At 69.6% G+C, this 24348-nt stretch carries 20 protein-coding genes; 11 read left to right on the top strand and 9 right to left on the bottom strand.

Going from position 1 to position 24348, the window contains the following annotated elements:
* From ftsW to lpxC, 8 genes are all read left to right on the top strand, one after another.
* Complete coding sequence (gene ftsW / locus ALSL_RS11610; protein WP_126539343.1) at nt 1–1206, top strand: putative lipid II flippase FtsW; 1206 nt, start codon at nt 1–3, stop codon at nt 1204–1206.
* The gene (murG, locus tag ALSL_RS11605; protein WP_126539341.1) at nt 1203–2279 is read left to right on the top strand and encodes an undecaprenyldiphospho-muramoylpentapeptide beta-N-acetylglucosaminyltransferase; all 1077 of its coding nucleotides are present in this window, start codon (nt 1203–1205) and stop codon (nt 2277–2279) included. Before ftsW ends, murG begins: the two co-directional genes overlap by 4 nt.
* A complete protein-coding gene (gene murC / locus ALSL_RS11600; RefSeq protein ID WP_425478986.1) occupies nt 2276–3721 on the top strand; it encodes a UDP-N-acetylmuramate--L-alanine ligase in 1446 nt (481 codons plus the stop codon). Before murG ends, murC begins: the two co-directional genes overlap by 4 nt.
* Nucleotides 3718–4722: a D-alanine--D-alanine ligase gene (locus tag ALSL_RS11595; protein WP_126539339.1), complete on the top strand. Its 1005-nt coding sequence runs from the start codon at nt 3718–3720 to the stop codon at nt 4720–4722. Before murC ends, ALSL_RS11595 begins: the two co-directional genes overlap by 4 nt.
* Nucleotides 4719–5456, top strand: coding sequence for a cell division protein FtsQ/DivIB (locus ALSL_RS11590; RefSeq protein WP_126539337.1), 738 nt, complete (start codon nt 4719–4721; stop codon nt 5454–5456). The genes ALSL_RS11595 and ALSL_RS11590 overlap by 4 nt, the downstream gene beginning before the upstream one ends.
* Nucleotides 5453–6682 (top strand): cell division protein FtsA, encoded by a 1230-nt coding sequence (ftsA, locus tag ALSL_RS11585; RefSeq protein ID WP_126539335.1) that lies wholly within the window; start codon nt 5453–5455, stop codon nt 6680–6682. The genes ALSL_RS11590 and ftsA overlap by 4 nt, the downstream gene beginning before the upstream one ends.
* Nucleotides 6683–6893: 211 nt before the next feature.
* Nucleotides 6894–8078: a cell division protein FtsZ gene (gene ftsZ, locus ALSL_RS11580; RefSeq protein WP_126539333.1), complete on the top strand. Its 1185-nt coding sequence runs from the start codon at nt 6894–6896 to the stop codon at nt 8076–8078.
* 334 nt (nt 8079–8412) lie between these two features.
* On the top strand, nt 8413–9327 hold the full coding sequence (gene lpxC, locus ALSL_RS11575) for a UDP-3-O-acyl-N-acetylglucosamine deacetylase (RefSeq protein WP_126539331.1): 915 nt from the start codon (nt 8413–8415) through the stop codon (nt 9325–9327).
* Nucleotides 9328–9343: 16 nt separating this feature from the next.
* Here the strand turns inward: lpxC and ALSL_RS11570 are convergent, their stop codons facing one another.
* The gene (locus ALSL_RS11570; protein WP_126539329.1) at nt 9344–9793 is read right to left on the bottom strand and encodes a DciA family protein; all 450 of its coding nucleotides are present in this window, start codon (nt 9791–9793) and stop codon (nt 9344–9346) included.
* Between the two features lie 184 nt (nt 9794–9977).
* On the opposite strand from ALSL_RS11570, the gene secA reads away from it, so the two are divergent.
* Complete coding sequence (gene secA / locus ALSL_RS11565) at nt 9978–12710, top strand: preprotein translocase subunit SecA (RefSeq protein ID WP_126539327.1); 2733 nt, start codon at nt 9978–9980, stop codon at nt 12708–12710.
* 59 nt (nt 12711–12769) lie between these two features.
* On the opposite strand, the gene ALSL_RS11560 is transcribed toward secA, so the two are convergent.
* The 8 genes from ALSL_RS11560 to ALSL_RS11525 all read right to left on the bottom strand — a co-directional run bounded on the left by ALSL_RS11560 (nt 12770) and on the right by ALSL_RS11525 (nt 21721).
* Nucleotides 12770–13621 (bottom strand): symmetrical bis(5'-nucleosyl)-tetraphosphatase, encoded by an 852-nt coding sequence (locus ALSL_RS11560; protein WP_126539325.1) that lies wholly within the window; start codon nt 13619–13621, stop codon nt 12770–12772.
* A 238-nt stretch (nt 13622–13859) separates the two neighbouring features.
* Nucleotides 13860–14645 (bottom strand): 16S rRNA (adenine(1518)-N(6)/adenine(1519)-N(6))-dimethyltransferase RsmA, encoded by a 786-nt coding sequence (gene rsmA, locus ALSL_RS11555; RefSeq protein ID WP_126539323.1) that lies wholly within the window; start codon nt 14643–14645, stop codon nt 13860–13862.
* A 9-nt stretch (nt 14646–14654) separates the two neighbouring features.
* Entirely contained in the window at nt 14655–15656 is a 1002-nt protein-coding gene (gene pdxA, locus ALSL_RS11550) for a 4-hydroxythreonine-4-phosphate dehydrogenase PdxA (protein ID WP_425478985.1), read from the bottom strand.
* Nucleotides 15657–15669: 13 nt separating this feature from the next.
* Nucleotides 15670–17010 (bottom strand): peptidylprolyl isomerase, encoded by a 1341-nt coding sequence (locus tag ALSL_RS11545; protein WP_126539319.1) that lies wholly within the window; start codon nt 17008–17010, stop codon nt 15670–15672.
* Between the two features lie 46 nt (nt 17011–17056).
* On the bottom strand, nt 17057–19519 hold the full coding sequence (locus ALSL_RS11540) for an LPS-assembly protein LptD (protein ID WP_126539317.1): 2463 nt from the start codon (nt 19517–19519) through the stop codon (nt 17057–17059).
* A 107-nt stretch (nt 19520–19626) separates the two neighbouring features.
* A complete protein-coding gene (locus ALSL_RS11535; protein WP_126539315.1) occupies nt 19627–20547 on the bottom strand; it encodes a histone deacetylase family protein in 921 nt (306 codons plus the stop codon).
* Nucleotides 20548–20551: 4 nt separating this feature from the next.
* The gene (locus tag ALSL_RS11530) at nt 20552–21112 is read right to left on the bottom strand and encodes a cob(I)yrinic acid a,c-diamide adenosyltransferase (protein ID WP_126539313.1); all 561 of its coding nucleotides are present in this window, start codon (nt 21110–21112) and stop codon (nt 20552–20554) included.
* A 6-nt stretch (nt 21113–21118) separates the two neighbouring features.
* Nucleotides 21119–21721 (bottom strand): hypothetical protein, encoded by a 603-nt coding sequence (locus tag ALSL_RS11525; protein WP_126539311.1) that lies wholly within the window; start codon nt 21719–21721, stop codon nt 21119–21121.
* Between the two features lie 86 nt (nt 21722–21807).
* Between ALSL_RS11525 and ubiH the strand changes: the two genes are divergently transcribed.
* Together ubiH and ALSL_RS11515 are read left to right on the top strand one after the other, a co-directional pair.
* Nucleotides 21808–23034, top strand: a complete 1227-nt coding sequence (ubiH, locus tag ALSL_RS11520) for a 2-octaprenyl-6-methoxyphenyl hydroxylase (protein ID WP_126539309.1) — start codon at nt 21808–21810, stop codon at nt 23032–23034.
* The gene (locus ALSL_RS11515; RefSeq protein WP_126539307.1) at nt 23031–24239 is read left to right on the top strand and encodes a UbiH/UbiF/VisC/COQ6 family ubiquinone biosynthesis hydroxylase; all 1209 of its coding nucleotides are present in this window, start codon (nt 23031–23033) and stop codon (nt 24237–24239) included. The genes ubiH and ALSL_RS11515 overlap by 4 nt, the downstream gene beginning before the upstream one ends.
* Nucleotides 24240–24348: the final 109 nt, after the last annotated feature.

Raw genomic sequence — 24348 nt, 5'->3', positions numbered from 1 at the left:
ATGCTCGGTTTCGATACCTCGCAGGCGACCAAGCGCACCGGCCCGCGCGGCCGGATCGACCTGCCGCTGCTGCTCGCCCTCGTCGCGCTGGCGAGCATGGGCGTGGTGATGGTGGCCTCCAGCTCGATCGCGGTCGCCGACAGCCAGCACATCGGTGCGTTCTATTACCTGAAACGCCACCTGGTGTTCCTCGCCCTCGGCCTGGCGCTGGCCGGCCTCGCCCTGCGCACCGAGCTCAAGCGGCTGGAAAAACATGCCCACGTGCTGCTGATGCTCGGTATCGCGATGCTGCTGGCGGTGTTCGTGCCGCACCTTGGCATGCGCATCAACGGCGCGCGGCGCTGGGTCAACCTCTTGGTCACCAGCTTCCAGCCGGTCGAGGCGGTCAAGCTGATCCTGGTGATTTACCTCTCCAGTTACCTGGTGCGCCACCGCGAGAGCGTGGAGCGGCGTTTCCTCGGCCTTTTCAAGCCGCTGCTGGTGGCCAGCATCTTGGTGCTGCTGCTGCTCGCGCAGCCGGATTTCGGTTCGGCGATGCTGGTGATCGGCGTGACCATCGCGATGGTCTGGCTGGGCGGCGCGCGGCCGATCTTCCTGTGCCTGATGGGGCTGCCGCTGATGCCCGCGCTGGCGTTCGCGGCGACCAGCCAGAGCTACCGCATGAAGCGGCTGACCTCGTTCCTGGATCCGTGGAAGGACCCGTTCAACGACGGCTTCCAGCTCACCCAGTCGCTGATGGCGATCGGCCGCGGCGAATGGACCGGCGTAGGCCTGGGTTCGAGCGTGCTCAAGCTGTCCTACCTGCCCGAGGCGCACACCGACTTCATCCTGGCGGTGATCGGCGAGGAGCTCGGCCTGGCCGGCATCGCGCTGGTGCTCGGCCTGTTCGCGCTGGCGGTGTGGCGCGGCCTGGCGATGGGCCTCAAGGGCATCGAAAGCGGCCTGCCGTTTCCCGGCTATGTCGCCTGCGGCATCTCGCTGATGCTGGCCCTGCAGGCGCTGGTGTCGGTCGGCGTCAATCTCGGCGTGCTGCCGACCAAGGGCCTGACCCTGCCGCTGATCAGCTCGGGCGGTTCCTCGGTGCTGCTCACCTGCGCCATGGCCGGCGTGCTGCTGCGCGCCACCTTCGAGATCAACCGCGCGCTCGATGCGCGACGCATGGCGGTGCGCCAGCCGGTCGCCGCCACGCAGGAGCAGACGGCATGAGCGGCGCGCGACCGGTGCTGATCATGGCCGGCGGGACCGGCGGTCACATCTTCCCCGGGCTGGCCGTGGCCGAGGTGCTGCGCGCGCAGGGCGTGCCGGTGGCCTGGCTCGGCGCGGCCGGCGGCATGGAGACGCAGGTGGTGCCGGCGCACGGCATCGAGCTGCACGTGGTGCCGGTGAGCGGACTGCGCGGCAAACGGCTGCAGGCGCGGCTGCTCGCGCCGCTGATGCTCGCGCGCGCGCTCGTCGCCTCGCTCGGCGTGCTGCGCAGGCTCAGGCCGCGCAGCGTGCTGTCGATGGGCGGCTACGTGGCCGGGCCCGGCGGCATCGCCGCGCGTCTCTCCGGCATCCCGCTGGTGGTGCACGAGCAGAACCGCGTGGCCGGTTTCACCAATCGCAGGCTCGCCGGCTTTGCCCGGCGCGTGCTTGCCGGGTTCGCCGATGCGCTGCCGGGCGCGCAGTGGGTCGGCAATCCGGTGCGTGCGGCGATCGCCGCCTTGCCGCCGCCGGCCACGCGTCTGGCCGGCCGCGACGGCCAGACGCGGCTGCTGGTGCTGGGCGGCAGCCTGGGCGCGCGGGCGCTCAATCAGGCCCTGCCGCAGGCATTGGCCCGGTTGCCGGCCGAACGCCGGCCGGACGTGCTGCACCAGTGCGGCCGACGCGGCGTGGACGAGGCGCGGCAAGCCTACGCGCAGGCCGGCGTCGAGGCCCGCGTGGTGCCCTTCATCGAGGATATGGCCGGCGCCTACGCCTGGGCGGATCTGGCGGTCTGCCGCGCCGGCGCGCTCACCCTGGCCGAACTCACCGCCGCAGGCCTCGGCGCCGTGCTGGTGCCTTTCCCGCATGCGGTGGACGACCACCAGACCCGCAACGCCGAGGCGCTGGTCGCCGCCGGTGCCGCCGAACTCATCCAGGAACGCGATTTGGATCCCTCACGACTCGCCCAGCGCCTCGATGCGCTGCTGCATGACCGCGCGCGATCGCTCGCCATGGCCGAGGCCGCGCGCACGCTGGCCAAACCCGAGGCGGCGCAGACCATCGCCCGCGCCTGCCTGGAGGTCGCTGCCGCATGATCGCGCTCAAGCGGCTGCTGCCGCACGAAGACCTGATGAGCCTCTTCCGCCGCGTGCATTTCATCGGTATCGGCGGCGTGGGCATGAGCGGCATCGCCGAGGTGCTGCACAACCTGGGTTATACGGTGTCCGGCTCGGACCGGTCCGATTCGCCCACGGCGCGGCGGCTGGCCCGGCTGGGCATCGTGGTGCGCATCGGCCATGACGCCGCGCACGTGGCCGATGCCGACGTGGTGGTGACCTCCAGCGCGATCCGCGCCGACAACCCCGAGCTCACCGCCGCCCGCGCCGCGCGCATCCCGGTGATCCCGCGCGCCGAGATGCTGGGCGAGCTGATGCGGTTCCGCCGCGGCATCGCGATTGCCGGCACCCACGGCAAGACCACCACCACCAGCCTGGTCGCCAGCGTGCTGGCCGAGGCCGGCTACGACCCCACCTTCGTCATCGGCGGCCAGCTCAACGCCGCCGGCGCCAACGCGCGGCTCGGCACCGGCCAGTATCTGGTCGCCGAGGCGGACGAGTCGGACGGCTCGTTCCTGCTGCTGTCGCCGGTGATCGCCGCGATCACCAACATCGACGCCGATCACCTGGAGAACTACCACGGCGATTTCGCCGAGGTGAAGAAAGCCTTTGCCGACTTCCTGCACCGGCTGCCGTTCTACGGACTGGCGGTGCTGTGCGTGGACGACGCCGAGACGGCGGCGCTGGCCAGGGACACCACGCGCCGGGTGATGACCTACGGCATCGAGGCGGCCGACGCCGACGTGCGCGCCGAGCGCATCGAGCAGCACGGCTTCCGCATGCACTTCGAGCTGTGCCTGCCCGGCCGCGAGCGCGGTTTGCCGGTGGAGCTCAACCTGCCCGGGCGGCACAACGTGCTCAATGCCCTGGCCGCCGCGACCATCGGCTGGCAGCTCGGCGTCGAGCCGGTCGCCATCGCCCGTGCGCTCGCTAATTTCCAGGGCGTGGGACGGCGCTTCCACCGTCGCGGCGAACTTTCGATCGACCACGGCAGCGTGCTGCTGGTGGACGACTACGGCCACCATCCGCGCGAGCTCGCCGCCGTGTTCGCCGCCGCGCGCGGCGGCTGGCCGCAACGCCGGCTGGTGGTGGCGTTCCAGCCGCACCGCTACAGCCGCACGCGCGACCTGATGGACGATTTCGCCAACGTGCTGGCCGAGGCCGACGTGCTGGTGCTGACCGAGGTCTATCCGGCCGGCGAGGCGCCGATCGCGGGTGCCGACGGCCGGGCGCTGGCCCGCGCGGTGCGTGCGCGCGGCAAGGTCGACCCGGTGCTGATCGAGCATCCGCGCGAACTCAAGGACACCCTGCCGGCGCTGCTGCGCGACGGCGATCTGCTGCTGCTGCTCGGCGCCGGCGACATCGGCGCGACGGCGGCGGAACTGGCCCAGGCCGGACAACTGAAGACGAGCCAGTCATGAGCATCACCATCACCGATCCCGCCGATTTCGGTCGCGTCGCCGTGGTCATGGGCGGCAGCTCCGCCGAGCGCGAGGTGTCGCTCGATTCCGGCCGCAACGTGCTGGCCGCGCTGCGCTCGCGCGGGGTGGACGCGCAGGCCATCGACGGCATCCCGGCCCTGCTCGATGCGCTGCGCGCCGGCCATTTCGCCCGCGTGTTCAACATCCTGCATGGCGGCGGCGGCGAAAACGGCGAGCTGCAAGGCGCGCTGGCCTCGCTCAAGGTGCCCTATACCGGCTCGGGCGTGCTGGGTTCGGCGCTGTCGATGGACAAGGTGCGCACCAAGCACGTCTGGCGCTCGCTCGGCCTGCCGACGCCGCGTTTCGTCGCCCTGCCGCGCGGCGCGGGTGCCGCGGCCGTGCATGCCGCCGCGCGCGAGGTCGGTTACCCGTTGATCGTCAAGCCCGCCTGCGAGGGCTCGAGCGTGGGCGTCACCCGCGTGTTTGAGGAGGCTCAGCTGGATGCGGCGGTGGCGCTGGCGGCGCGCTATCCCGGCGATCTCCTGATGGAGACGCTGATCGAGGGCGAGGAGATCACCGTCGGCATTCTCGGCCGCCAGGTGCTGCCCTCGATCCATATCGTGCCGGCCGGCGCGTTCTACGACTACAACGCCAAGTACGTCGCCGAGGACACTCGCTATCTGTGCCCCGGCCTCGCCGGCGAGGCGGAGGCGGCCGTGCGCGCGCTCGCGCTCGCCGCCTTCGATGCGCTCGACTGCTCGGGCTGGGGGCGCGTGGACCTGATGCGCGACCGCGCGGGCCAGGCCTGGCTGCTCGAGGTCAATACCGCCCCGGGCATGACCTCGCACTCGCTGGTGCCCAAGGCCGCCGCCGCGGCCGGCATCGACTACGCCACGCTGTGCTGGCGGGTGCTGGAGACCAGCTTCCCCGGGCAGCGCATGGGTGCGGTGAGCGGACAGGCTCAGGCCGCGGCCACGGGCCAGCCGGGAGGCACGCAATGAGGGCCATCGTGCGCCCGCTCGCCTGGTGCCTGGCGCTGGCGCTGCTCGCGCTGCCGGTGGTCGGCGTGCTGCGGGGCTGGTTCGCCGCCACCCGCTGGCCGGTGACCCGGCTCGTCGTGCAGGCCGATTTCGTGCATCTAGAGCCGGAGGCGCTGCGCCAGGCCGTGCGGCCCACACTCGCGCGCGGCTTCTTCGCCCTCGATCTGGACACCGTGCGCCACGCGGTCGCGGCCCTGCCGTGGGTGGAGTCGGTGGAAGTGCGCAAGCGCTGGCCGGATACGCTGATCCTGCGCATCTACGAGCGCCAGCCGTTCGCGCGCTGGAACGATGCGGAGCTGATCAGCCGCCGCGGCGAGGTGTTCCGGGCGTCGGCCGCGGACGTGGCCGACCTGCCGGCGTTGCGCGGTCCGGCCGGACACGTGGCCGAGGTGGTCGGTTTCTATGCGCAATCGCTCAAGGCCTTCGCCGGCACCGGGCTCAAGGTCAGCGGCGTCAGCCTGAGCGAGCGCGGCAGCTGGACGCTGGCCGTCGCCAACGGCGCGCAGATCATGCTCGGCGACCGTGAACAGGCCGGTCGCCGGCTGCAGCGTTTCCTCACCGTCTATCCGCAGGTGATCGCCGGTCACGCCGACGGCTTCCTCTATGCCGACCTGCGCTACAGCAACGGCTTTGCCGTGCGCTGGCCGTCCGCGACGCCCGCCGTTCCGCCGCCTGGAGGCACGCCCCGCACATGAAGACGCGCAACGACAAGCAACTGGTGGTGGGCCTGGACGTGGGTACCTCCAAGGTGACCGCGATCGTCGGCGAATACGCGCCGGGCGAGCCGATCGAGGTGATCGGCCTGGGCTCGCACGTCTCGCGCGGCCTCAAGAAGGGCTCGGTGGTGGACATCGAGTCCACCGTGCACTCGATCCAGCGTGCGGTGGAGGAGGCCGAGCTGATGGCCGGCTGCGACATCCGCTCGGTCTACGCCTCGATCGCCGGCAGCCACCTGGAAACGCGCAACTCCCACGGTACCGCCGCGATCCGCGACCGCGAGGTGACCCCGGGCGATCTCGAACAGGTGCTGGAGGCAGCCAGCGCGGTGGCCATTCCCGCCGACCGCAAGGTGCTCTACAAGGAGCCGCAGGAATACCGCATCGACGGCCAGGACGGCATCCGCTCGCCGGTCGGCATGAGCGGGGTCAGGCTGGAGGCCTCGGTGCACCTGGTCACCGGCGCCGCCGCCGCGGTGCAGAACATCAGCAAGTGCATCCAGCGCTGCGGGCTTTCGGTGGACGAGCTGGTGCCTTCGGCGGTGGCCTCGGCGCGGGCGGTGCTCACCGACGACGAGCGCGAACTCGGCGTGTGCCTGGTCGATCTGGGCGCCGGCACCACCGACATCGCCATCTACACCCAGGGCGCGATCCGCTACAGCAAGTCGCTGCCGGTCGGCGGCGATCAGGTCACCAACGACATCGCCTACGGCGTGCACACGCCGACCGCGCACGCCGAGGAGATCAAGATCAAGTACGCCTGCGCGCTGGCCCAGCTCGCCCATGCCGAGGAAACCATCCAGGTGCCGAGCGTGGGCGACCGCCCGCCGCGCCGGCTCGCCCGCCAGGCGCTCGCGCAGAGCGTGCAGGCGCGCTACGAGGAAATCTTCGAGATGGTGCAGGACGAACTGCGCCGCTCCGGTTACGAGAGCCTGGTCGCCGCCGGCGTGGTGCTCACCGGCGGCGCCGCGCGGATGGAAGGCGCGCTCGAGCTGGCTGAGGAGATCTTCCACAAGATGGTGCGCATCGGCGTGCCGCAGCACGTCAGTGGCCTGGGCGAGGTGCTGGTCAACCCACTGTATGCCACCGGCGTCGGCCTGCTGCTGCATGGCGCGCGCGCCGGCGGCATGCGTGCCGGCCCGGGCGCAGGCCAGGCCGGGGGGCTGATCGGCCGGCTGCGCGGCTGGATCACGCGCAATTTCTAGGGGAAGCGCCGATGTATTCGGCGCTTCCCGTCCGGGGCAGGAAGCCCCGGCATGCGGCAAGGGCGCGGTCAGCCCTTGCCGCACCCCAGGGAGGCGAGGAGCGCCGCCACGGGCGAAGGAGACTCGCCCGACCACCCCGACCTGGCCAGGCAAAGGCCGCCCACGCCGGGGAACACAACGACAACACAGGTTTTTTTAAGGAGGACGGGAAATGTTCGAACTGATCGAGAAACTGGCACCCAACGCGGTCATCAAGGTCATCGGCGTGGGCGGCAGCGGCGGCAACGCGGTCGCGCACATGCTGAATGCCAACATCGAAGGCGTCGAGTTCATCGTCGCCAACACCGACTCGCAGGCCATGAAGAGCTGCGCCGGGCGGGTCACCCACCTGCAGCTCGGCGCCAACGTCACCAAGGGCCTGGGCGCCGGCGCGAATCCCGAGGTCGGCCGTCAGGCCGCGCTCGAGGACCGCGAGCGCATCGAGGAAGTGCTGAACGGCGCCGACATGGTGTTCATCACCGCCGGCATGGGCGGCGGCACCGGCACCGGCGCCGCGCCGGTGGTGGCGCAACTGGCCAAGGAACGCGGCATCCTCACCGTGGCGGTGGTCACCAAGCCGTTCCCGTTCGAGGGGCGTCGGCGCATGCAGGTGGCGCTCAAGGGCATCGAGGATCTCTCCCAGCACGTCGATTCGTTGATCACGGTGCCGAACGAGAAGCTATTGTCCGTGCTCGGCCGCGAGGTCACCCTGCTCAACGCCTTCAAGGCTGCCAACGACGTGCTGCAGGGCGCGGTGCAGGGCATCGCCGATCTCATCACCTCGCCGGGCCTCATCAACGTCGACTTCGCCGACGTGCGCACGGTGATGAGCGAGATGGGCATGGCGATGATGGGCTCGGGCACCGCCCGCGGCGACGACCGTGCCCAGGCCGCGGCCGAGGCGGCGATCAACAACCCGCTGCTCGAGGACGTCAACCTGAACGGCGCCTGCGGCATCCTGGTCAACGTCACCGCCGGTCCGAACCTCACCATGCGCGAGTTCGACGAGATCGGCCGCGTCATCCACGACTTCGCCAGCGAAGACGCCACCGTGGTGATCGGCACCGCGCTCGATGCGGAGATGCAGGACGACGTGCGCGTCACCGTGGTCGCCACCGGCCTCAACCGTGCCAATGCCGCCCGCCAGCCGATCCGTCCGGTGGGCACGCCGAACGTCGAGATGCGCCAGCGGCCGCGCCCGGTGGTGCTGCGCACGGGGACCGGTGGCGAGGTGGCCGACTACGCCCAGACCGAAAGCGCACCCGCCCTTCGCGGAGAGCCGGCCAAGAGCGGCGGCGGTGACGCCGGCCTCGACTACCTGGACATCCCGGCCTTCCTGCGCCGTCAGGCCGATTGAGGGGGAATGCAAAAAAGCGGATAGAAAAAAGTGAAATCCGATTGAACAAACCGTCGCGGCACCGGTCACAGGCAAGACGGCGGCGAAACCAGCCGTTGGCGTGTGGTGCCAGAGCGGGCGGTAGCGGGTCAGCCGAAGGGGTTGACCCTTGAAGGCATCCTGCTCCCTTCCCCGTCCTCGAGGGGGCAGGCGCCTTGCGGGCAGAACACGCGATGCAACTGAAAAAAGCATGAAACGTTTAACAGACTGTACCGTGTGGTTTGGTTTTTCTTAAGTTAAGACCGTGTTAGTATGCCTGCCGTTGGCCGTTTGCCTTTAACGAGAATCTACCGAAATGATCAAGCAACGTACGCTCAAGAACGTGATCCGGGCGACCGGCGTTGGCTTGCATACCGGTGACAAGGTCTACATGACGCTGCGACCGGCGGCGCCCAACACCGGTATCGTCTTCCGCCGCGTCGACCTCACCCCGCCGGTGGAGCTCAAGGCGCGCCCGGACAACGTCGGCGACACGCGTCTTTCCACCACGCTGGTCAACGGCGACGTGCGCGTGGCTACGGTCGAGCATCTGCTCTCGGCCATGGCGGGCCTGGGCATCGACAACGCCTACGTCGACCTGTCCGCACCGGAAGTGCCGATCATGGACGGCAGCGCCGGCCCCTTCGTGTTCCTGCTGCAGTCGGCCGGCATCGAGGAACAGAACGCCGCCAAGCGTTTCATCCGCATCAAGAAGCCGGTCAAGGTGCAGGACGGCGACAAGTGGGCCCGGTTCGAGCCGTTCGACGGTTTCAAGGTCGGCTTCTCGATCGAGTTCAACCATCCGCTCATCAGCAAGCGCACCTCGCGTGCCGAGATCGACTTCTCCACCACCTCCTTCGTCAAGGAAGTCAGCCGCGCGCGCACCTTCGGCTTCATGCGCGACATCGAGATGCTGCGTGAACACAACCTCGCGCTTGGCGGTTCGATGGACAACGCGGTGGTGCTGGACGACTACCGCGTGCTGAACGAGGACGGCCTGCGCTACGAGGACGAATTCGTCCGCCACAAGATTCTCGACGCCATCGGCGACCTCTACCTGCTCGGCCACAGTCTGATCGGCGCCTATTACGCCCACAAGTCGGGCCACGAGCTCAACAACAAGCTCCTGCGTACGCTGATCGCCCAGCCGGATGCGTGGGAGGAAGTGAGCTACGAGGACGATCAGGCCACCGCGCCGATTTCCTACGCCCATCCCGCGCAGGCGGTCTGAACGCCACGGCGGTTTCTCAGTCCGCCGGCGGCTGGGCCCGTGCCGCCAGCCGGCGGAACAGCGTGCGCAACTCCTGATCTTCGGTCGCCAGCGCGGCCTGCTCCAGATGCAGCGCGGCAGCGGCCGGCAGTGGCTTGGCCGCAGGCTCGGGCGGCAAGGGCCGTGGCCAGGGCGTCACCTTCACGACCAGCGCAGTCGCGGGCATACCGAGCGACTGCGCGGTGGCGAGCAAGGGCCCCTGCAGCAACCGCAGGCGCGAGGCCCAGACCGGCGATGCGGCCAGAAAGACGAGCCGATGCTGACGCACGTCGGCGAAGCGTACCTGCGCCCGCACCGTCGCCGGCAAGGTCTGTCGCAGGGCGCGGTCGATCGCTTCGCGCTCGGCGGCGCGCGCGGCGAGGTCGGCAAAGGCCCGGCATGCACTCAAGGCGCTCGGGCCGTCGCGGTGGGAAGGGTTGTCCGCCATGTCGGGATCTGCTCCTTGAGATTTGCGAGTCGATGACCGCCCTCGAGCTTAAAGGCTTCCCGGGTCCACGGCTTGAATCCGCATGGCGCCGGCGCCATTCCGGGAAGGGTCGGAAATCGAGCTGTAGTACCATGCCCGATTGGCCGCTAGGCGGCCATTTTTCTTTGCCTATCGTGGATGATCGATGTTCAATCGTGCCCTGACCCGCCTGTTCGGCAGTCGCAATGAGCGCGTACTGCGCCAGCTTTCGCAAACGGTCGCGCGGATCAATGCGCTGGAGCCGCAGATCCAGCCCCTGACGGATGCCGAGCTGCGCGCCAAGACCGATGCCTTCAAGCAGCGCCTGGCGGCCGGCGAGACCCTCGACCAACTGCTGCCGGAAGCCTTCGCGGTGGTACGCGAGGCCGCGCGGCGCACGCTGGGCCTGCGCCATTACGACGTGCAGCTGATCGGTGGCATGGTGCTGCACATGGGCAAGATCGCCGAGATGCGCACCGGCGAGGGCAAGACCCTGGTGGCGACGCTGCCGGTGTATCTCAACGCGCTGGAAGGCAAGGGCGTGCACGTGGTCACCGTGAACGACTACCTCGCCAAGCGCGACGCGACCCAGATGGGGCGGCTCTACAACTTCCTCGGCCTGTCGGTGGGCGTGGTGTATCCGGGCATGGACCACGCCGACAAGCACGCCGCCTATGCCGCCGACATCACCTACGGCACCAACAACGAGTTCGGCTTCGACTACCTGCGCGACAACATGGCGCTCAGCAAGGAGCAGCGCTACCAGCGCGGTCTCCACTACGCCATCGTCGACGAGGTGGACTCGATCCTGATCGACGAGGCGCGCACGCCGCTCATCATCTCAGGTCCCGCCGAGGATTCCCCACAGCTCTACATCGCGGTCAACAAAATCGTGCCGCACCTCGTCCGGCAGCAGGCCGAGGACGGCCCCGGCGACTACTGGGTGGACGAGAAGCAGAAACAGGTGCACCTGTCCGAGGAGGGCATGTCGCATGCGGAGGAGCTGCTGCGTCGCGCCGGGGTCATCGAGGCGGACAGCGCCCTCTACGACGCCAAGAACCTGGCCGTGGTGCACCACCTCAACGCCGCGCTGCGCGCCCATGCGCTCTACCATCGCGATGTCGACTACATCGTGCGCGACGGCGAGGTGATCATCGTCGACGAGTTCACCGGCCGCACGCTGCCGGGCCGGCGCTGGTCCGACGGCCTGCACCAGGCGGTGGAGGCCAAGGAGGGCGTGCCGATCCAGCGCGAGAACCAGACGCTGGCCACCATCACCTTCCAGAACCTGTTCCGCATGTACGGCAAGCTTGCCGGCATGACCGGTACGGCGGATACCGAGGCCTACGAGTTCCAGCAGATCTACGGGCTCGAGGTCATCGTCATTCCCACCCACCGGCCGATGATCCGCAAGGACCATCCGGACATGGTCTTCCTGACCCAGCAGGCCAAATACGCCGCGGTGATCGAGGACATCAAGGACTGCCACCGCCGCGGGCAGCCGGTGCTGGTCGGCACCACCTCGATCGAAGTCTCGGAATTCCTCTCCGGGCTGCTCAAGAAGGAAAAGATCCCCCACGAAGTCCTCAACGCCAAGCAGCACGAGCGCGAGGCGCACATCGTGGCGCAGGCCGGCGCGCCCGGCGCGGTGACCATCGCCACCAACATGGCCGGCCGCGGTACCGACATCGTGCTCGGCGGCAGCCTGGAGGCGGCGCTGGCCGCACTGCCGGAGGACGCCAGCGAGGCCGACCGCGCGCGCGTCAGGGCCGAGTGGGAAAAGCGGCATGCGCAGGTGGTGGCCGCCGGCGGCCTGCACATCATCGGCACCGAACGGCACGAGTCGCGCCGCATCGACAACCAGCTGCGCGGCCGCTCCGGCCGTCAGGGCGACCCGGGTTCCTCGCGCTTCTACCTGTCGCTGGAGGACAACCTGCTGCGCATCTTCGCCGGCGACTGGGTCGGGCGCTGGATGCGCATGTTCGGCATGAAGGAAAGCGACGCGCTGGAAGATCGCATGATCAGCCGACAGATCGAGAAGGCGCAGCGCAAGGTCGAGCAGCACAACTTCGACATCCGCAAGCACCTGCTCGAGTTCGACGACGTCGCCAACGACCAGCGCAAGGTGATCTACGCCCAGCGCAACGAGTTGCTGGAGGGCGAGGACATCGCCGAGGCGATCGCGGACATCCGCGACGACGTCATCGAGCAGGTGGTGCGCCGTTACGTGCCGGCCAACAGCATCGACGAGCAATGGGACATCGCCGGCCTCGACCGCGAGCTGGAGAGCGAGTTCGGCCTGGCGCTGGATCTGCCGCACTGGGTCGAACGGCAGCATGAACTCGACGATGCGGCCATTCTCGCGCATGTGCGCGAGGGCATGCGCGAACTGTTCGCGGCCAAGGAGGCGCAAGTCGGCGCCGAGACCATGCGCCAGCTCGAAAAGCACATCATGCTGAGCGTGCTCGACAACGCCTGGAAGGAGCACCTGGCGAGCATGGATTACCTGCGCCAGGGCATCTACCTGCGCGGCTATGCGCAGAAACAGCCCAAGCAGGAATTCAAGCGGGAATCCTTCGAGCTGTTCTCGGCCATGCTCGAGCGGATCAAGCTGGAGGTGGTGCAGATGCTGGCGCGCATCCGCATCCGCAGCGAGGAGGAAGTGGCCGCCATGGAGGCCGAGCAGCAGCGGCTGGCCGAACGCCTGCAACGACAGATGCTGGCCAGCGGCGGCGGCGCGCCCAATGCGCCCGTCGGAGCCGATGCCGAGGCCATCGCCACCGCCGCCCTGCAGGTGCCGAAGGCCGCGCCTTACGAGGGGCCGAAGGTCGGCCGCAACGATCCTTGCCCGTGCGGTTCGGGCAAGAAATTCAAGCACTGCCACGGACAGTTGAGCTGAAGCTGCGTCCTGCGCACCGTTGCGGCGGTGCGCGGGTTTTTCGGTCGGTCCTTCGCGCTTCAGTCGCCGCCGCCGGGCGGGCGTTTGCGATGCGGCTCGGCGGGCACGCCGACGTAGTGCGGTTCCTCGTCGTCCAGACGCAGCGCGGTGAGCGTGCCGCCCCATACGCAGCCGGTGTCGATCGCATAGATGCCGAGCCCGGCGAAACGGCCGAGCGCCGACCAGTGCCCGCAGACGATGCGGGTGTCGCGCCGGCGCATGCCCGGCACCTCGAACCAGGGGTAGAGCCCGGGCCTTTGCGAACCGGGCACGCCCTTGCTCTCGAAATCGATCCTTCCCTCGACGTCGCAGTAGCGCATCCGCGTCATCATGTTGATGCCGGCGCGCAGGCGGTCGATGCCCTGCAGGCGGTTGGACCATTGCCCCGGACGGTTGCCGAACAGGTTCTTGAGCAGGCGCCCATGCTGCGGTCCGGTCAGCGCGCGCTCGATGTCGGTGGCGATGCGCTGGGCCTGGCGCAGCGTCCAGCTGGGCGCGAGCCCCGCATGCACCATGGTCCAGCCGAGCGCGGCGTCGTGATGCAGCAGCTTCTGGTTGCGCAGCCATTCGAGCAGGACCGGCGCGTCGTCCGCGAACAGGACGGCGCGCAGCTCCGGGTTCACCTTGGCTTGCGCTTCGGGCCTGCGCTGGGCCACCGCCAGCAGGCTGAGGTCATGGTTGCCCAGGGTGACGATGACGTTCTCGCGCAGGGCATGGATCAGTCTCAGTGTTTCCAGCGATTGGCCGCCGCGGTTGACCAGGTCGCCGCAAAACCACAGCGTGTCGCGCGCCGGATCGAAACGGAGTTTGTCCAGGAGACGCTGCAGTTCGGGATAACAGCCCTGCACGTCGCCGATCGCATAGGTTGCCATCAGTGGAAAGGCGGTCGGGGCGATGCCAGCAAGCTAGACGCCGCATGGCGCACGTCGCTGGCGCAGGAAAGAAGGTCCGCCTGAGCGGTCGGGCGCACGCCACCGTGCCGCCCATGGGGCGCGGCGCATGGGTTTTCCAAGGGGAAGCGCCGCATGTGGCGTGACGGCTGGCCTGCATGAACGTCCATGGCCGGATTGTAAGCCGCGCGTGCCGTCTTTGTGGCGTAAAGACGCCCAATCAGTCCACTTGCGCCAGACGTACGAAATCCTCGGGATCGAGAGTCTCGGCGCGCGCCTTGGGGTCGATGCCGGCGCGCTCGATCGCGTTTGCATCGAGCACGCCCTTGAGCGTGTTGGCCAGTGTCTTGCGCCGCTGCGCGAAGGCGGCCTTGACAATGGCGTGCACGCGCGCCGGGTCGGCGCGATGTCGCGCCTCGGCCGGCAGCGGCGTCAGCCGCACCACGGCCGAATCCACCTTGGGTGGCGGGCGGAACGCGCCGGGCGGCACGTCGAACAGCGGCACCACCGTGCAGGCCAGTTGCAGCATCACCGACAGCCGTCCGTAGATCTTGCTGCCCGGCGCGGCGGCCATGCGCTCGACCACTTCCTTCTGCAGCATGAAGTGCATGTCGGCGATGACGTCGGCATGCGCGAGGCAGTGGAACAGGATGGGACTGGAGATGTAGTAGGGCAGGTTGCCGGCCAGGCGCAGGCGCGGCACGCCGAGGCGGCGGGCGAGCGCGGCGAAGTCCACCGTCAGCACGTCGGCGCGGATCACCTCGAGCCGGCCGACGGCGGCGGCGCGCGCCTGCAGCGCCGGGATCAGTTCGTCGTCGAGCTCGATCGCGGTCAGCCGTCCGGCGGCGGCGAGCAGCGGCAAGGTGAGCGCGCCCTCGCCGGGACCGATCTCGACCACCGCATCCTCCGCACGCGGCGCGACGGCGGCGACGATGCGCTCGACATAGCGCTTCTCGTGCAGGAAGTGCTGGCCGAAATGCTTCTTCGGGCGGGCCGGTGCGGACATGCGGCGACGTCAGCGCAGCGCCGCGTCGCGGCGCGCGAGAAGCTCGATCGCCATGCGCGCGGCGACGATCAGGCTGGACGGATCGGCGCGGCCGCTGCCGGCCAGATCGAGCGCGGTGCCGTGATCGACCGAGGTGCGGATGAACGGCAGGCCCAGGGTCAGGTTCACGGTGCGGTCGAAGGCTTCGCTCTTGAGCACCGGCAAGCCCTGGTCGTGGTACATCGCCAGCACGGCGTCGTAGTGCGCGCGTTGCGCGGGCACGAACGCGGTGTCGGCGGGCAGGGGGCCGCGCAGGTCCAGGCCCTCGCCACGCAGGCGTTCGAGGAGCGGGATGATGATGTCCTTTTCCTCGCGACCGAGATGGCCGCCTTCGCCAGCGTGCGGATTGAGCCCGAGCACGGCGATGCGCGGACGGGCGATGCCGAACTTGGCGATCATGTCGCCGTGCACGATGCGCAGCGTGCGTTCCAGCGACGGAGTGGTGATCGCCGCCGGCACCGCCGCCAGCGGCAGATGGGTGGTGGCGAGCGCGACGCGCAACTCGGGACTGGCCAGCATCATCACGACGTCGGCATGCGTGCGCTCGGCGAAGAATTCGGTGTGGCCGCGGAAGGCGATGCCGGCGTCGTTGATCGAGGATTTCTGCAGCGGTGCGGTGACCAGCGCGTCGTAGCGCCGTGCCATGCAGCCGTCGGCGGCCTCGGCCAGCGTGGCAATGACATAGGCGGCATGACGGGGATCGGGCTGGCCCGGTCGTTCCGGCGCGCCGAGCGGCATGTGGCGGATGCGCAGGAGGCCGGGCCGCGGCTGCGTATCGACGCTGCCATCGTCGTCCTGCAGTACCAGCGCCACGCCGCAGCGGGCGGCGGCGCGGGCGAGCAGATCGCGATCGACGATCGCAACCAGCGTGGCGGAGAGCGCCTGGTGGGCAAGCTTGACGACGAGCTCGGGACCGACACCGGCCGGCTCGCCGGCAGTGACTGCGAGCCGGGGCAGGACGGGTCGTGGCACGGCCATCGGGTTTCTAGGAGGTCTTGCCCGCGTTGTCGGGCTCGCGCAGCTCGGGCACCAGGATCTCCACGTAGGCATCGGCGCGCAGCTGGCGCAGGAAGTCGTCGTAGACCTGCTCGGCCTTGCGGTTGCCGATCGCCTGGCGGGCCTGATTGCGCTCGAGGTCCGCCGTGCGGTCCTGCTGGCGGGTCGCCTCGAGCTTGAGGATGTGCCAGCCCGCCTCGCTCTGGAACGGTTGCGAGACCTGTCCCGGCTGCAGCTTGTCGAGTTGCTGGGCGATCGTGGAGCCCCAGTCGTCCTTCAGGAACCAGTCCATGTCGCCGCCGGCATTGGCGGTGGTCGGATCCTTGGAATACTCCCTGGCCAGCTTGGCGAAGTCCTCATGCTTGTTGACGATGCGGTCGTAGAGGTCGCGCGCCTGCTGCTCGGCCTGCGCCGGGGTGACCAGTTCGCTGGGCCGGATCAGGATCTGCCGGGCGTGGTATTCGGTGACCACCTGACGGCTCGGCTGCCGGCGTTCGATCAGCTTGAGGATGTGAAAGCCGGTCGGGCCGCGCAGGGCGGGCGTCACCTCGCCGGGCTTCAGGTTGGCCACGGTGTCGACGAAGGCCGGCGGAATCTCGTCCAGCCGGCGCCAGCCGAGGTCGCCGCCGTCGAGTGCATCCGGCGCGTCCGAGTAGCGGATCGCGGCGGCGTTGAAGTCCATGCCGCCCTTGATGGCGTTGAGCGCCTGCTCGGCCTTGGCCTGCGCCGCCTGGATGTCGGCCGCCGTGCCGCCGGCCGGGATGCTGATCTGGATGTGCGCCAGATGCACTTCGCCGGCCTTGTAGGTGGGGCTGGCGAGGAGGTTGTTGATTTCGCTGTCGGTGATGCTGACCTGGTCGCGGATGATGCTGTCGTGCAGCCGCTGCACGGTGAGCTGGTCGGCGAGCTGGGCGCGGAAGGCGGCGAACGAGCCGCCCTGCTGCTGGATCGCGGCGCGCAGCTGGTCCGGCGTCATCTTGTTCTGCTGGGCGACGCCGGCCACCGCCTGGTCGATGTCGGCGTCGGAGACGCGGATGCCCTGTTCCTCGGCCTTCTGCACCTGCAGGCGCATCAGTATCAGGCGGTCGAGCACCTGCCGGCGCAGCACGTCGAGCGGCGGCAGCTGGCCGGGGTTGTCGGCATACTGCTGCTGCACGGAGCGCACCGCCTCGTCGAGCTCGCTCTGCAGGATGACATCGTCGTTGACCACCGCGACGATGCGGTCGAGCACGCGGTCCGAGTCGTTCTGTTGCGGCAGCAACTGCGCCGGTGCGGGCAAGGCAAAGAGTGTGGCGAACGCCACCAGGACCAGCGCTAGGAAGGACTTCATCGATCGGGAACCTTGAGGCCGCCGGCAGTGGCGGCGATCGGGGGTTTCATTGATAGCCGAGAATACCACGGCGCAGGACGTCCTCGAGTTGGCCGTTGAAGGTGCCCAGGCCCTTGAACTCGATCTCGAACATCACCGCGTTGTTGGCGTGCGCCTGGCTGACCACGTAGTTGTAGCTGTCCACGTAGTGGCGGCCGACGAGGCGTACGGTCATGCAGCAGCCTTCGTATTCCACGCCGCCCAGCACCTCCACGGTGCGCTTCTCGAGTTCCGAATACGTCCAGCGGCCGAGCAGGCGCCACGCGGCACTGACCGGATAGACCGCCGAGGCGTCGTATTGTTCCAAGAGGCCGCGCCGGTAGCGGTAGGAGAAGTTGACGATGCCGTCGCCGCCGATCCGGCGCTGGATCTGCAGGGCCGCCATGTCGGTGTTGTGGCCGGCATAGATCGGGTCGCCCAGCACGTCGTTGCCGACGTAGGTGCGCTTGTGCGGGTTCCACTGGTAGCTGCTGTCCAGTCGCCAGTCGTCGTTGAGCTGGATGCCGAGCTGGGCCACGTAGTTGGAGCCGGTCCAGTCGGTGGCCGGCGTCGTCGTGTTCTGCCCGTTGGGCAACTGCACGCGCTGGTGGCTGAAATAGCGGATCTGGCCGATGCTGGCGGAGACGCGCTCGACGCCGTTGTCGTCCAGCAGCCGGGTGGTGAGCGCGGCGGTGAGGTTGTTGGCATCCATCTGGCGGTCGGCGCCGGAATAGCGGTTCGGCGCGAACAGCTGCCAGTAGTCGAAGGTCATCAGGTTGGTGTCGAACAACGGCAGGTTGTTCTGGTTGCGATACGGCACGTAGAGGTAATAGAGCCTGGGCTCCAGGGTCTGCGTGTAGCTGTTGCCGAACAGCGAGGCCGCGCGGTCGAAGATGAGGCCGGCATCGACGCTGGCGATGGGCAGCGAGCGGCTCGGCGAGTCGCTGGTGAAGGGCGTGGCCGCGCCCGGCGACAGCCGGCCGTAGTAGCCATAGATCCCGCGGTCGTTGCTGAAATCGTAGGCGGTGTAGCGGTAGGCGATCTTCGGCCGCACGAACCAGGCGGCCCCGCGGAAATCGGCGCCGAGATAGGGGTAGAGATCGAAGCGCTGACCTTCGATGTTGTCGTCCTTGCGGAACGCGACGGCCTCGGAAGTGAGGCCGACATCGAGCCAGCGGGTGAGCGGCACGGTCATGCCGAAGGTGGCCCGCGGCCAGCGCTTGTACTGCACCACGCTGTCGGACAGGTACGGATCGGTGTTCTGGTAGCTGTCCACGCCGAAGGAGGCGTTCCACCAGTTGCCGCCGCCGTGCACGTAGGTGCTGGAGGTGAGCGTGCTGGTCGCCGAGGTGTACATGTCGTTGCCGAAATCGCGCAGGTAGTTCTTGTCGGAAACGCGATTGATGTTGGCATCCAGCGACCACGGCCCCCACAGGTGGGTGCTGTCGTTCAGCTTGAGCAGCCAGCGGTCCTGGCCCTGCGTGTTCTCGACCGCCGGATCGCCCTTGCGGAAGGTGCCGCGGTCGTCCGGCAGGTATTCGAAATTGAGCTGTCCGTGGCTTTGCGGCAGCAGATAGCGAAACTCGCCGCCCAGCATGTCGCCGCGCGAGGTGTAGATGCGCGGGTCGAGCGTGGCGTCGTAATTGGGCGCCAGGTTGAAGTAGTAGGGCAGGCTCGCCATCAGCCCGGTGTGGGTGCCGTTGGCGATGGTCGGATAGAGAAAGCCGCTCTTGCGGCGATCGTCGAGCGGAAAGCTGAAGCGCGGCAGGTAGATGAGCGGCACCCCGGCCAGACGCATCGTCGCGCTGTGCGCCACGCCCTCGCCGGTGGTCTTGTCGGTGACCAGATCCTTGGCGCGCACCTCCCACAGGTGATGGCCAACGTCGCAGGTGGAATAGCTCACCTGGGTGTAATGGTTGTGGTCCGCGTCCAGCGCCTCGCCGCGGGCGGCGGTGCCGTTGCCGTGCGAGTTGAGCAGCTGGAAGCGCACGTTGTCGGCGATGCTGCGGCTGGCCTGCTGGTTGCCGCGCATGTGGTCGGCGGCGAGCAGCTGGCTGGCGTCCTGGTAGCGCACGCTGCCCAGCGCGTCGTAGTCGGTGGTCTGGTCGTTGTAGACGGCCTGATCGGCGCGCAGCCGCTGGTCGGCGCGCACGATGTCGACGTCGCCGGTGAGCCGGTATTGGGTTTGGCTGGAGCCGTCCACGTGACGGGCGTTGACGTAGGTGAGGGCCGCGTCGCGCAGGGTGCTGTCGGTGGGCAGCGTGGGATCGTAGAACTCGAGCAGCGCGTTGGGCCGGCACATGGCGAAGCTGAGCGGACGCGGCGGGCAGCGGAAACTGCCGAGCGGACAGCGTTGCGGCGCGGTGGCGGGGCTGCTCGGCGCCGGCGGCGTGGCGGCGAACGACGGCAGGGCTGGGGTCAGGGCGAGCGCAGCGGCAATCGCGAGCAGGCGGCGTGGCGGCAGGGGCGAGGCTGGGCGCTTGGGCGTCACGGTGGCGGTTCTGGCGGCTGCAAAGGCCGTAAAGCTAGCAGAAAAGGCCACGGCCCCGGCACGCGCCGCAAGCGTTCCCGCGCCCGTTTTCGCGGTCTCTTGCGGTCTTATCCGGCCAGCAGCGCTTCCACGTGTGCCGCGGTCGAGGCGGCGAGCGCAGCCAGCGCGTATCCACCCTCCAGCGTGGACACCAGCCGGCCGCGGGCGTGCCGGTCGGCGATGCCGACGAGCCGCGCGGTGATCCAGGCATAGTCCTCGGCGGTGAGTTTGAGGTCGGCCAGCGGATCGTCGCGGTGGGCGTCGAAGCCGGCCGAGACCAGCACCAGCTGCGGCCGGAACGCCTCGATGCGCGGCAGCAGCACCTCGTCCCACAGCGCACGGAAGGCGTAGGAGCCGTCCCCGGGCGCGAGGCAGCCGTTGAAGACGTTGCCGATGCCGTGCTCGTCCTCGCCGCCGGTGTCGGGATACAGGGGCGACTGATGACTGGATGCGAACAGGACCCTGGGTTCGCGCTCGAAGATCGCCTGCGTGCCGTTGCCGTAATGGACGTCGAAGTCGGCGATGGCCACGCGCTCCAGCCCGTGGACGGCAAGCGCATGCGCCGCGCCCACGGCCACGTTGTTGAACAGGCAAAAGCCCATGGCGCGGTTCGCGGTGGCATGGTGGCCGGGCGGGCGCACCGCGCAGAAGGCGCGCCCACCGCCGGCCATCACCGCGTCCACCGCGGCGGCCACGGCGCCGGCCGCCCGCAGCGCGGCCTCGGCCGAGCCCGGCGACATCGCGGTGTCGTCGTCCAGCCAATGGATGCCCTCGGCCGGCTCGGCGCCGAGGATGCGTTCGATGTGTGCGGCGGTATGCACGCGGCCGAGTTGCGCGGGCGTGGCACCGGGCGCCTCGATGTAGTCCAGTGCCGCGAAGCGGTCGCGGTCCAGCGCCTTGAGCACGGCGGTCAGCCGCGCCGGCCGCTCCACGTGTGCCGGACCCGGATCGTGCAGCAGACAGGCGGGATGGGTGTAGAGACGCAGCATGGTTTTAGTCCCGGCGTCGCCGTTCGGCATGCCACAGCACCTCGCCGTGGCCGCTCGCGCGCGCGAGCACGCGGCAGAGCACGAACAGCAGGTCGGACAGCCGGTTGAGGTAGCGCAGCGCCTGCGGACGCACGTTTTCCGCGCGCGCCAGGGTCACCAGCTCGCGCTCGGCGCGCCGGCACACGGTGCGGGCGAGGTGGCAACAGGCCGCGGCCATGCCGCCGCCGGGCAGGATGAAATCCTTGAGCGGCGGCAGCGCGGCGTTGAAGCCGTCCAGCGTGCGTTCCAGCCGCTCGACATCGGCCTCCTCGATCAGCGCCATGCCGGGCACGCACAGCTCGCCGCCGAGATCGAACAGTTCATGCTGCACGCGGGTCAGCACCTCGATCACCGGGTCCGGCACCGCCGCGCAGGCCAGCACCATGCCGATCACGCTGTTGAGCTCGTCCACCGTGCCGTAGGCGCTTACGCGTCGGGCATCCTTGGGCACGCGCGAGCCGTCGCCCAGCCCGGTGGAGCCGTCGTCGCCGGTGCGGGTGTAGATCTTCGAGAGCCGGTTGCCCACGGGCTTTTAGCGGACGCGCTGGGTACCGGTGTGCTCCAGCAGGCGTGCGAGCTGCGTCATCAACCCATGCAGCAGGGTGCCGATGCCGACATAGAAGGCCGTGGTCTCCAGGAACGGCAGATACCAGTCGCCGAGGTTGGTCAGCCATGCGCCCACGCTGCGCGGCGTGGGCACGCTGGCGCTCAACCAGTAGAAGCTGCCGTTGGAGATCAGATAGCAGACGCTGACGCTGGCCAGCAGCACCAGGGCACCCAGTCCCAGCGTGGGCATGAGGGCGGCCGGCCGGTGCCGCGCCAGCCAGCGTCCGCCCAGCCACAGGCTGCCGTAGGCGGGCAGCAGGAAGACATAGGCCGGCGACAGGCAGTAGTGGCTCCAGAACGCCAGGCCCTGACCGCTGATCACCAGGTAGTCGACCAGCACGGCCTCGGCGATGAGCAGCGGAAACGCCCAGCGCGATCGCCCGGCCAGCCAGAAGCCGCCCAGGAAGAACACCGCCCACGAGGCGTCCCGCACGTCGTGCTGGAACAGCGACAGGTGGATGCGCGTGACCGCCATGGTCAGCGCCAGGCCGATGAAAATGCCCAGCCGCTGGGTTTGCGTCTTGCTCATGCTGAAAGCTCCGGCAGGTGACTTCCCGAGCCGCAAGTCTAGCCCAAGCAGGCGCGCCGGCGGCCGTGGCGCGTATCATCCAAGGCATGTCCTTTGCCCAGATTCCCGTAAGCGACGGCGGCGTGCTGATCGTCGGCGGCGGCCTGGTCGGTGCCAGCCTCGCCATCGCGCTGGATGCCGCCGGCATCGACGCCATCCTGGTCGAGGCCGCCGCGCCGCGCGTCGATACGCTGCCCAGCCACGACGAGCGCAACCTCGCGCTCGCCCGCGCCACCGTCAATGGCCTCACGCGACTGGGCGTGTGGGCGCACGCGCGGGATGCGGCGGCGCCGATCCGCCGCATCCACGTGAGCCGTGCCGGCGAGTTCGGCGCCGCACGCCTGGATGCGCGCGAGGAAGGCGTCGATGCGCTGGGCTGGACGCTGCCCGCGCGTGCGCTCGGCGCCGCCTTGCTGCGGCGGCTGGATGCCTGCACGCGACTGCGTCGCCTCGCGCCGGCGCGGCTGATCGGTATCGAGCCCCGTGCCGACGGCTGGCAGGCGCGCATCGACATCGGCGCGGGCGAATTGCGCGTGGATACGCCACTCCTGGTTGGCGCCGACGGCACCGATTCGCAGGTGCGCGGCTGGCTCGGCATCGAAGCCGACGTCCACGACTACCGGCAGAGCCTGATCGTTGCGACGGTGGCGAGCGAACGCCCCATCGAGGATCGGGCCTTCGAGCGCTTCGACGACGGCGGTCCGGTGGCGTTGCTGCCGCTTGCGCAGGGCCGCTGCGGGCTGGTGCTCAGCGTGCCGGCCGATGAGGCCGCGGCGGTCGCGGCGCTGGACGATGCGGCCTTCGCCGCGCTGGCGCAGCGCCGCTTCGGCTGGCGCCTCGGCCGGCTGTCGCGGCCGGGGCGGCGGCACGTGTATCCGATCCGCCGTGTGGTCGCCAGGCGCTTGACGGCCCCGTACGCGGCGCTGGTCGGCAACGCCGCGCAGACCATCCATCCGATCGGCGCGCAGGGGTTCAACCTCGGCCTGCGTGATGCGCTGACCCTGGCCGAACTCATCGCCGCGTCCGCCGCGACCGGCGATGCGGTGCGGCTGCACGATTACGCCGCGCGCCGCGCGCCCGATCGCGAGGGCACGCTGGCGATGAGCCACGGCCTGATCCGGCTCGCCTGCCTGGCCCAGCCCGCGCTCGCGCCGCTGCGCTCGCTCGCCTTGCTGGCCTGGGACCGGCTGCCGCCGCTGCGCCACGCGCTGGCCCGGCGCGGCATGGGCTTTCGCGGCCGGCCGCCGCGCGCGGTGCTGGAGGACTGGACATGAACAGGCCGATGCCAACGTCGCCGCGCCGGCGCGGCCCGCTGCTGGACGTCGCGGTGGTCGGCGGCGGCATGGTCGGCGCCGCTGCCGCACTGGCGCTGGCGCGTGCCGGCTTCGCCGTCACCCTGCTGGAGGCGCGCCCGCCGACGCCCTGGCGCGCCGAGGACGAGATCGACCTGCGCGTGGTCGGCCTCGCGCCATCGTCCATCGACCTGCTCGAGGATTTGGGTGTCTGGACGTCCATCCGTGAGTCCCGCGTCGGCCCCTATGCGCACATGCACGTCTGGGACGCCGCCAGCGGTGCGGCGATCGATTTCGATGCCGCCGACGAGGGCCGCGCGTGGCTGGGCCATATCGTCGAGAACCGGCTGGTGCAGTGGACGCTGTGGCAGGCGCTGCTTGCCGCCGGCGTGCACTGCCGGTGCCCGGCCGAGGTCGTCCGCCACGAAGTGCGCGCCGACCTCGTGCACCTGGTGCTGGCCGATGGCGACGAGCTCGCCGCGCGCTTGCTGCTGGTCGCCGATGGCGCTGATTCGCCGCTGCGCATGCAGGCCGGCATTGCCGTCCGTGGGCACGACTACGGCCAGCGCGCGGTGGTCGCCCACGTCGCCACCGCGCGGCCGCATGCGCAGACCGCCTGGCAGCGTTTCCTGCCGAGCGGTCCGCTCGCCTTGCTGCCGCTCGATGACGGACGCAGCTCGATCGTGTGGTCGCTGCCCGAAGACGAAGCCGCGCGCGTGCTGGCGCTGGACGATGCGGCGTTCTGCCATGCGCTCGGCGTGGCTTGCGATTTCCGCCTCGGGCCGATCCTCGCCACCACCGCGCGCGCGGCGTTCCCGCTGCGCCTGCGGCTGGCCGAGCGCTACCAGTCCGAACGTCTGGCGCTGCTCGGCGATGCCGCGCACACCGTGCATCCGCTCGCCGGGCAGGGCGTGAACCTGGGGTTGCGCGACGTGGCGGAACTGCGCGAGGTGCTGCTCGCCGCGCGCGTCGCCGGCACCGACATCGGCGCATCGCACGTGCTGCGCCGCTATGCGCGCCGCCGCCGCAGCACCGACACACTCGATGCGCTCGGCTTCGATGCGCTGGCCCGCGTCTACGCCTGGCGCGCGCCGCCGCTGGTTGCCGCGCGGGCGCTCGGCGTGCGTTTCATCGACCGCTGTCTGCCGCTCAAGCGGCGCCTGGCCGCGCACGCGGCAGGGCGTTGAACGCGCGAAAGCGACGGCGGCGCGCGATGATCCCGTCCGTGCGTCCGGTCACGCGAATGCGCTTTGCGTGACTCGCCGCGCATCCCTCGCAACGTCGCCATCGGAGGAA

The organism is Aerosticca soli, assembly GCF_003967035.1.
In the GTDB taxonomy this organism is placed as follows: Bacteria; Pseudomonadota; Gammaproteobacteria; order Xanthomonadales; family Rhodanobacteraceae; genus Aerosticca; species Aerosticca soli.
The sequence above is the reverse complement of the archived record's forward strand: the minus strand, read 5'-3'. Positions and strand labels throughout refer to the sequence as shown.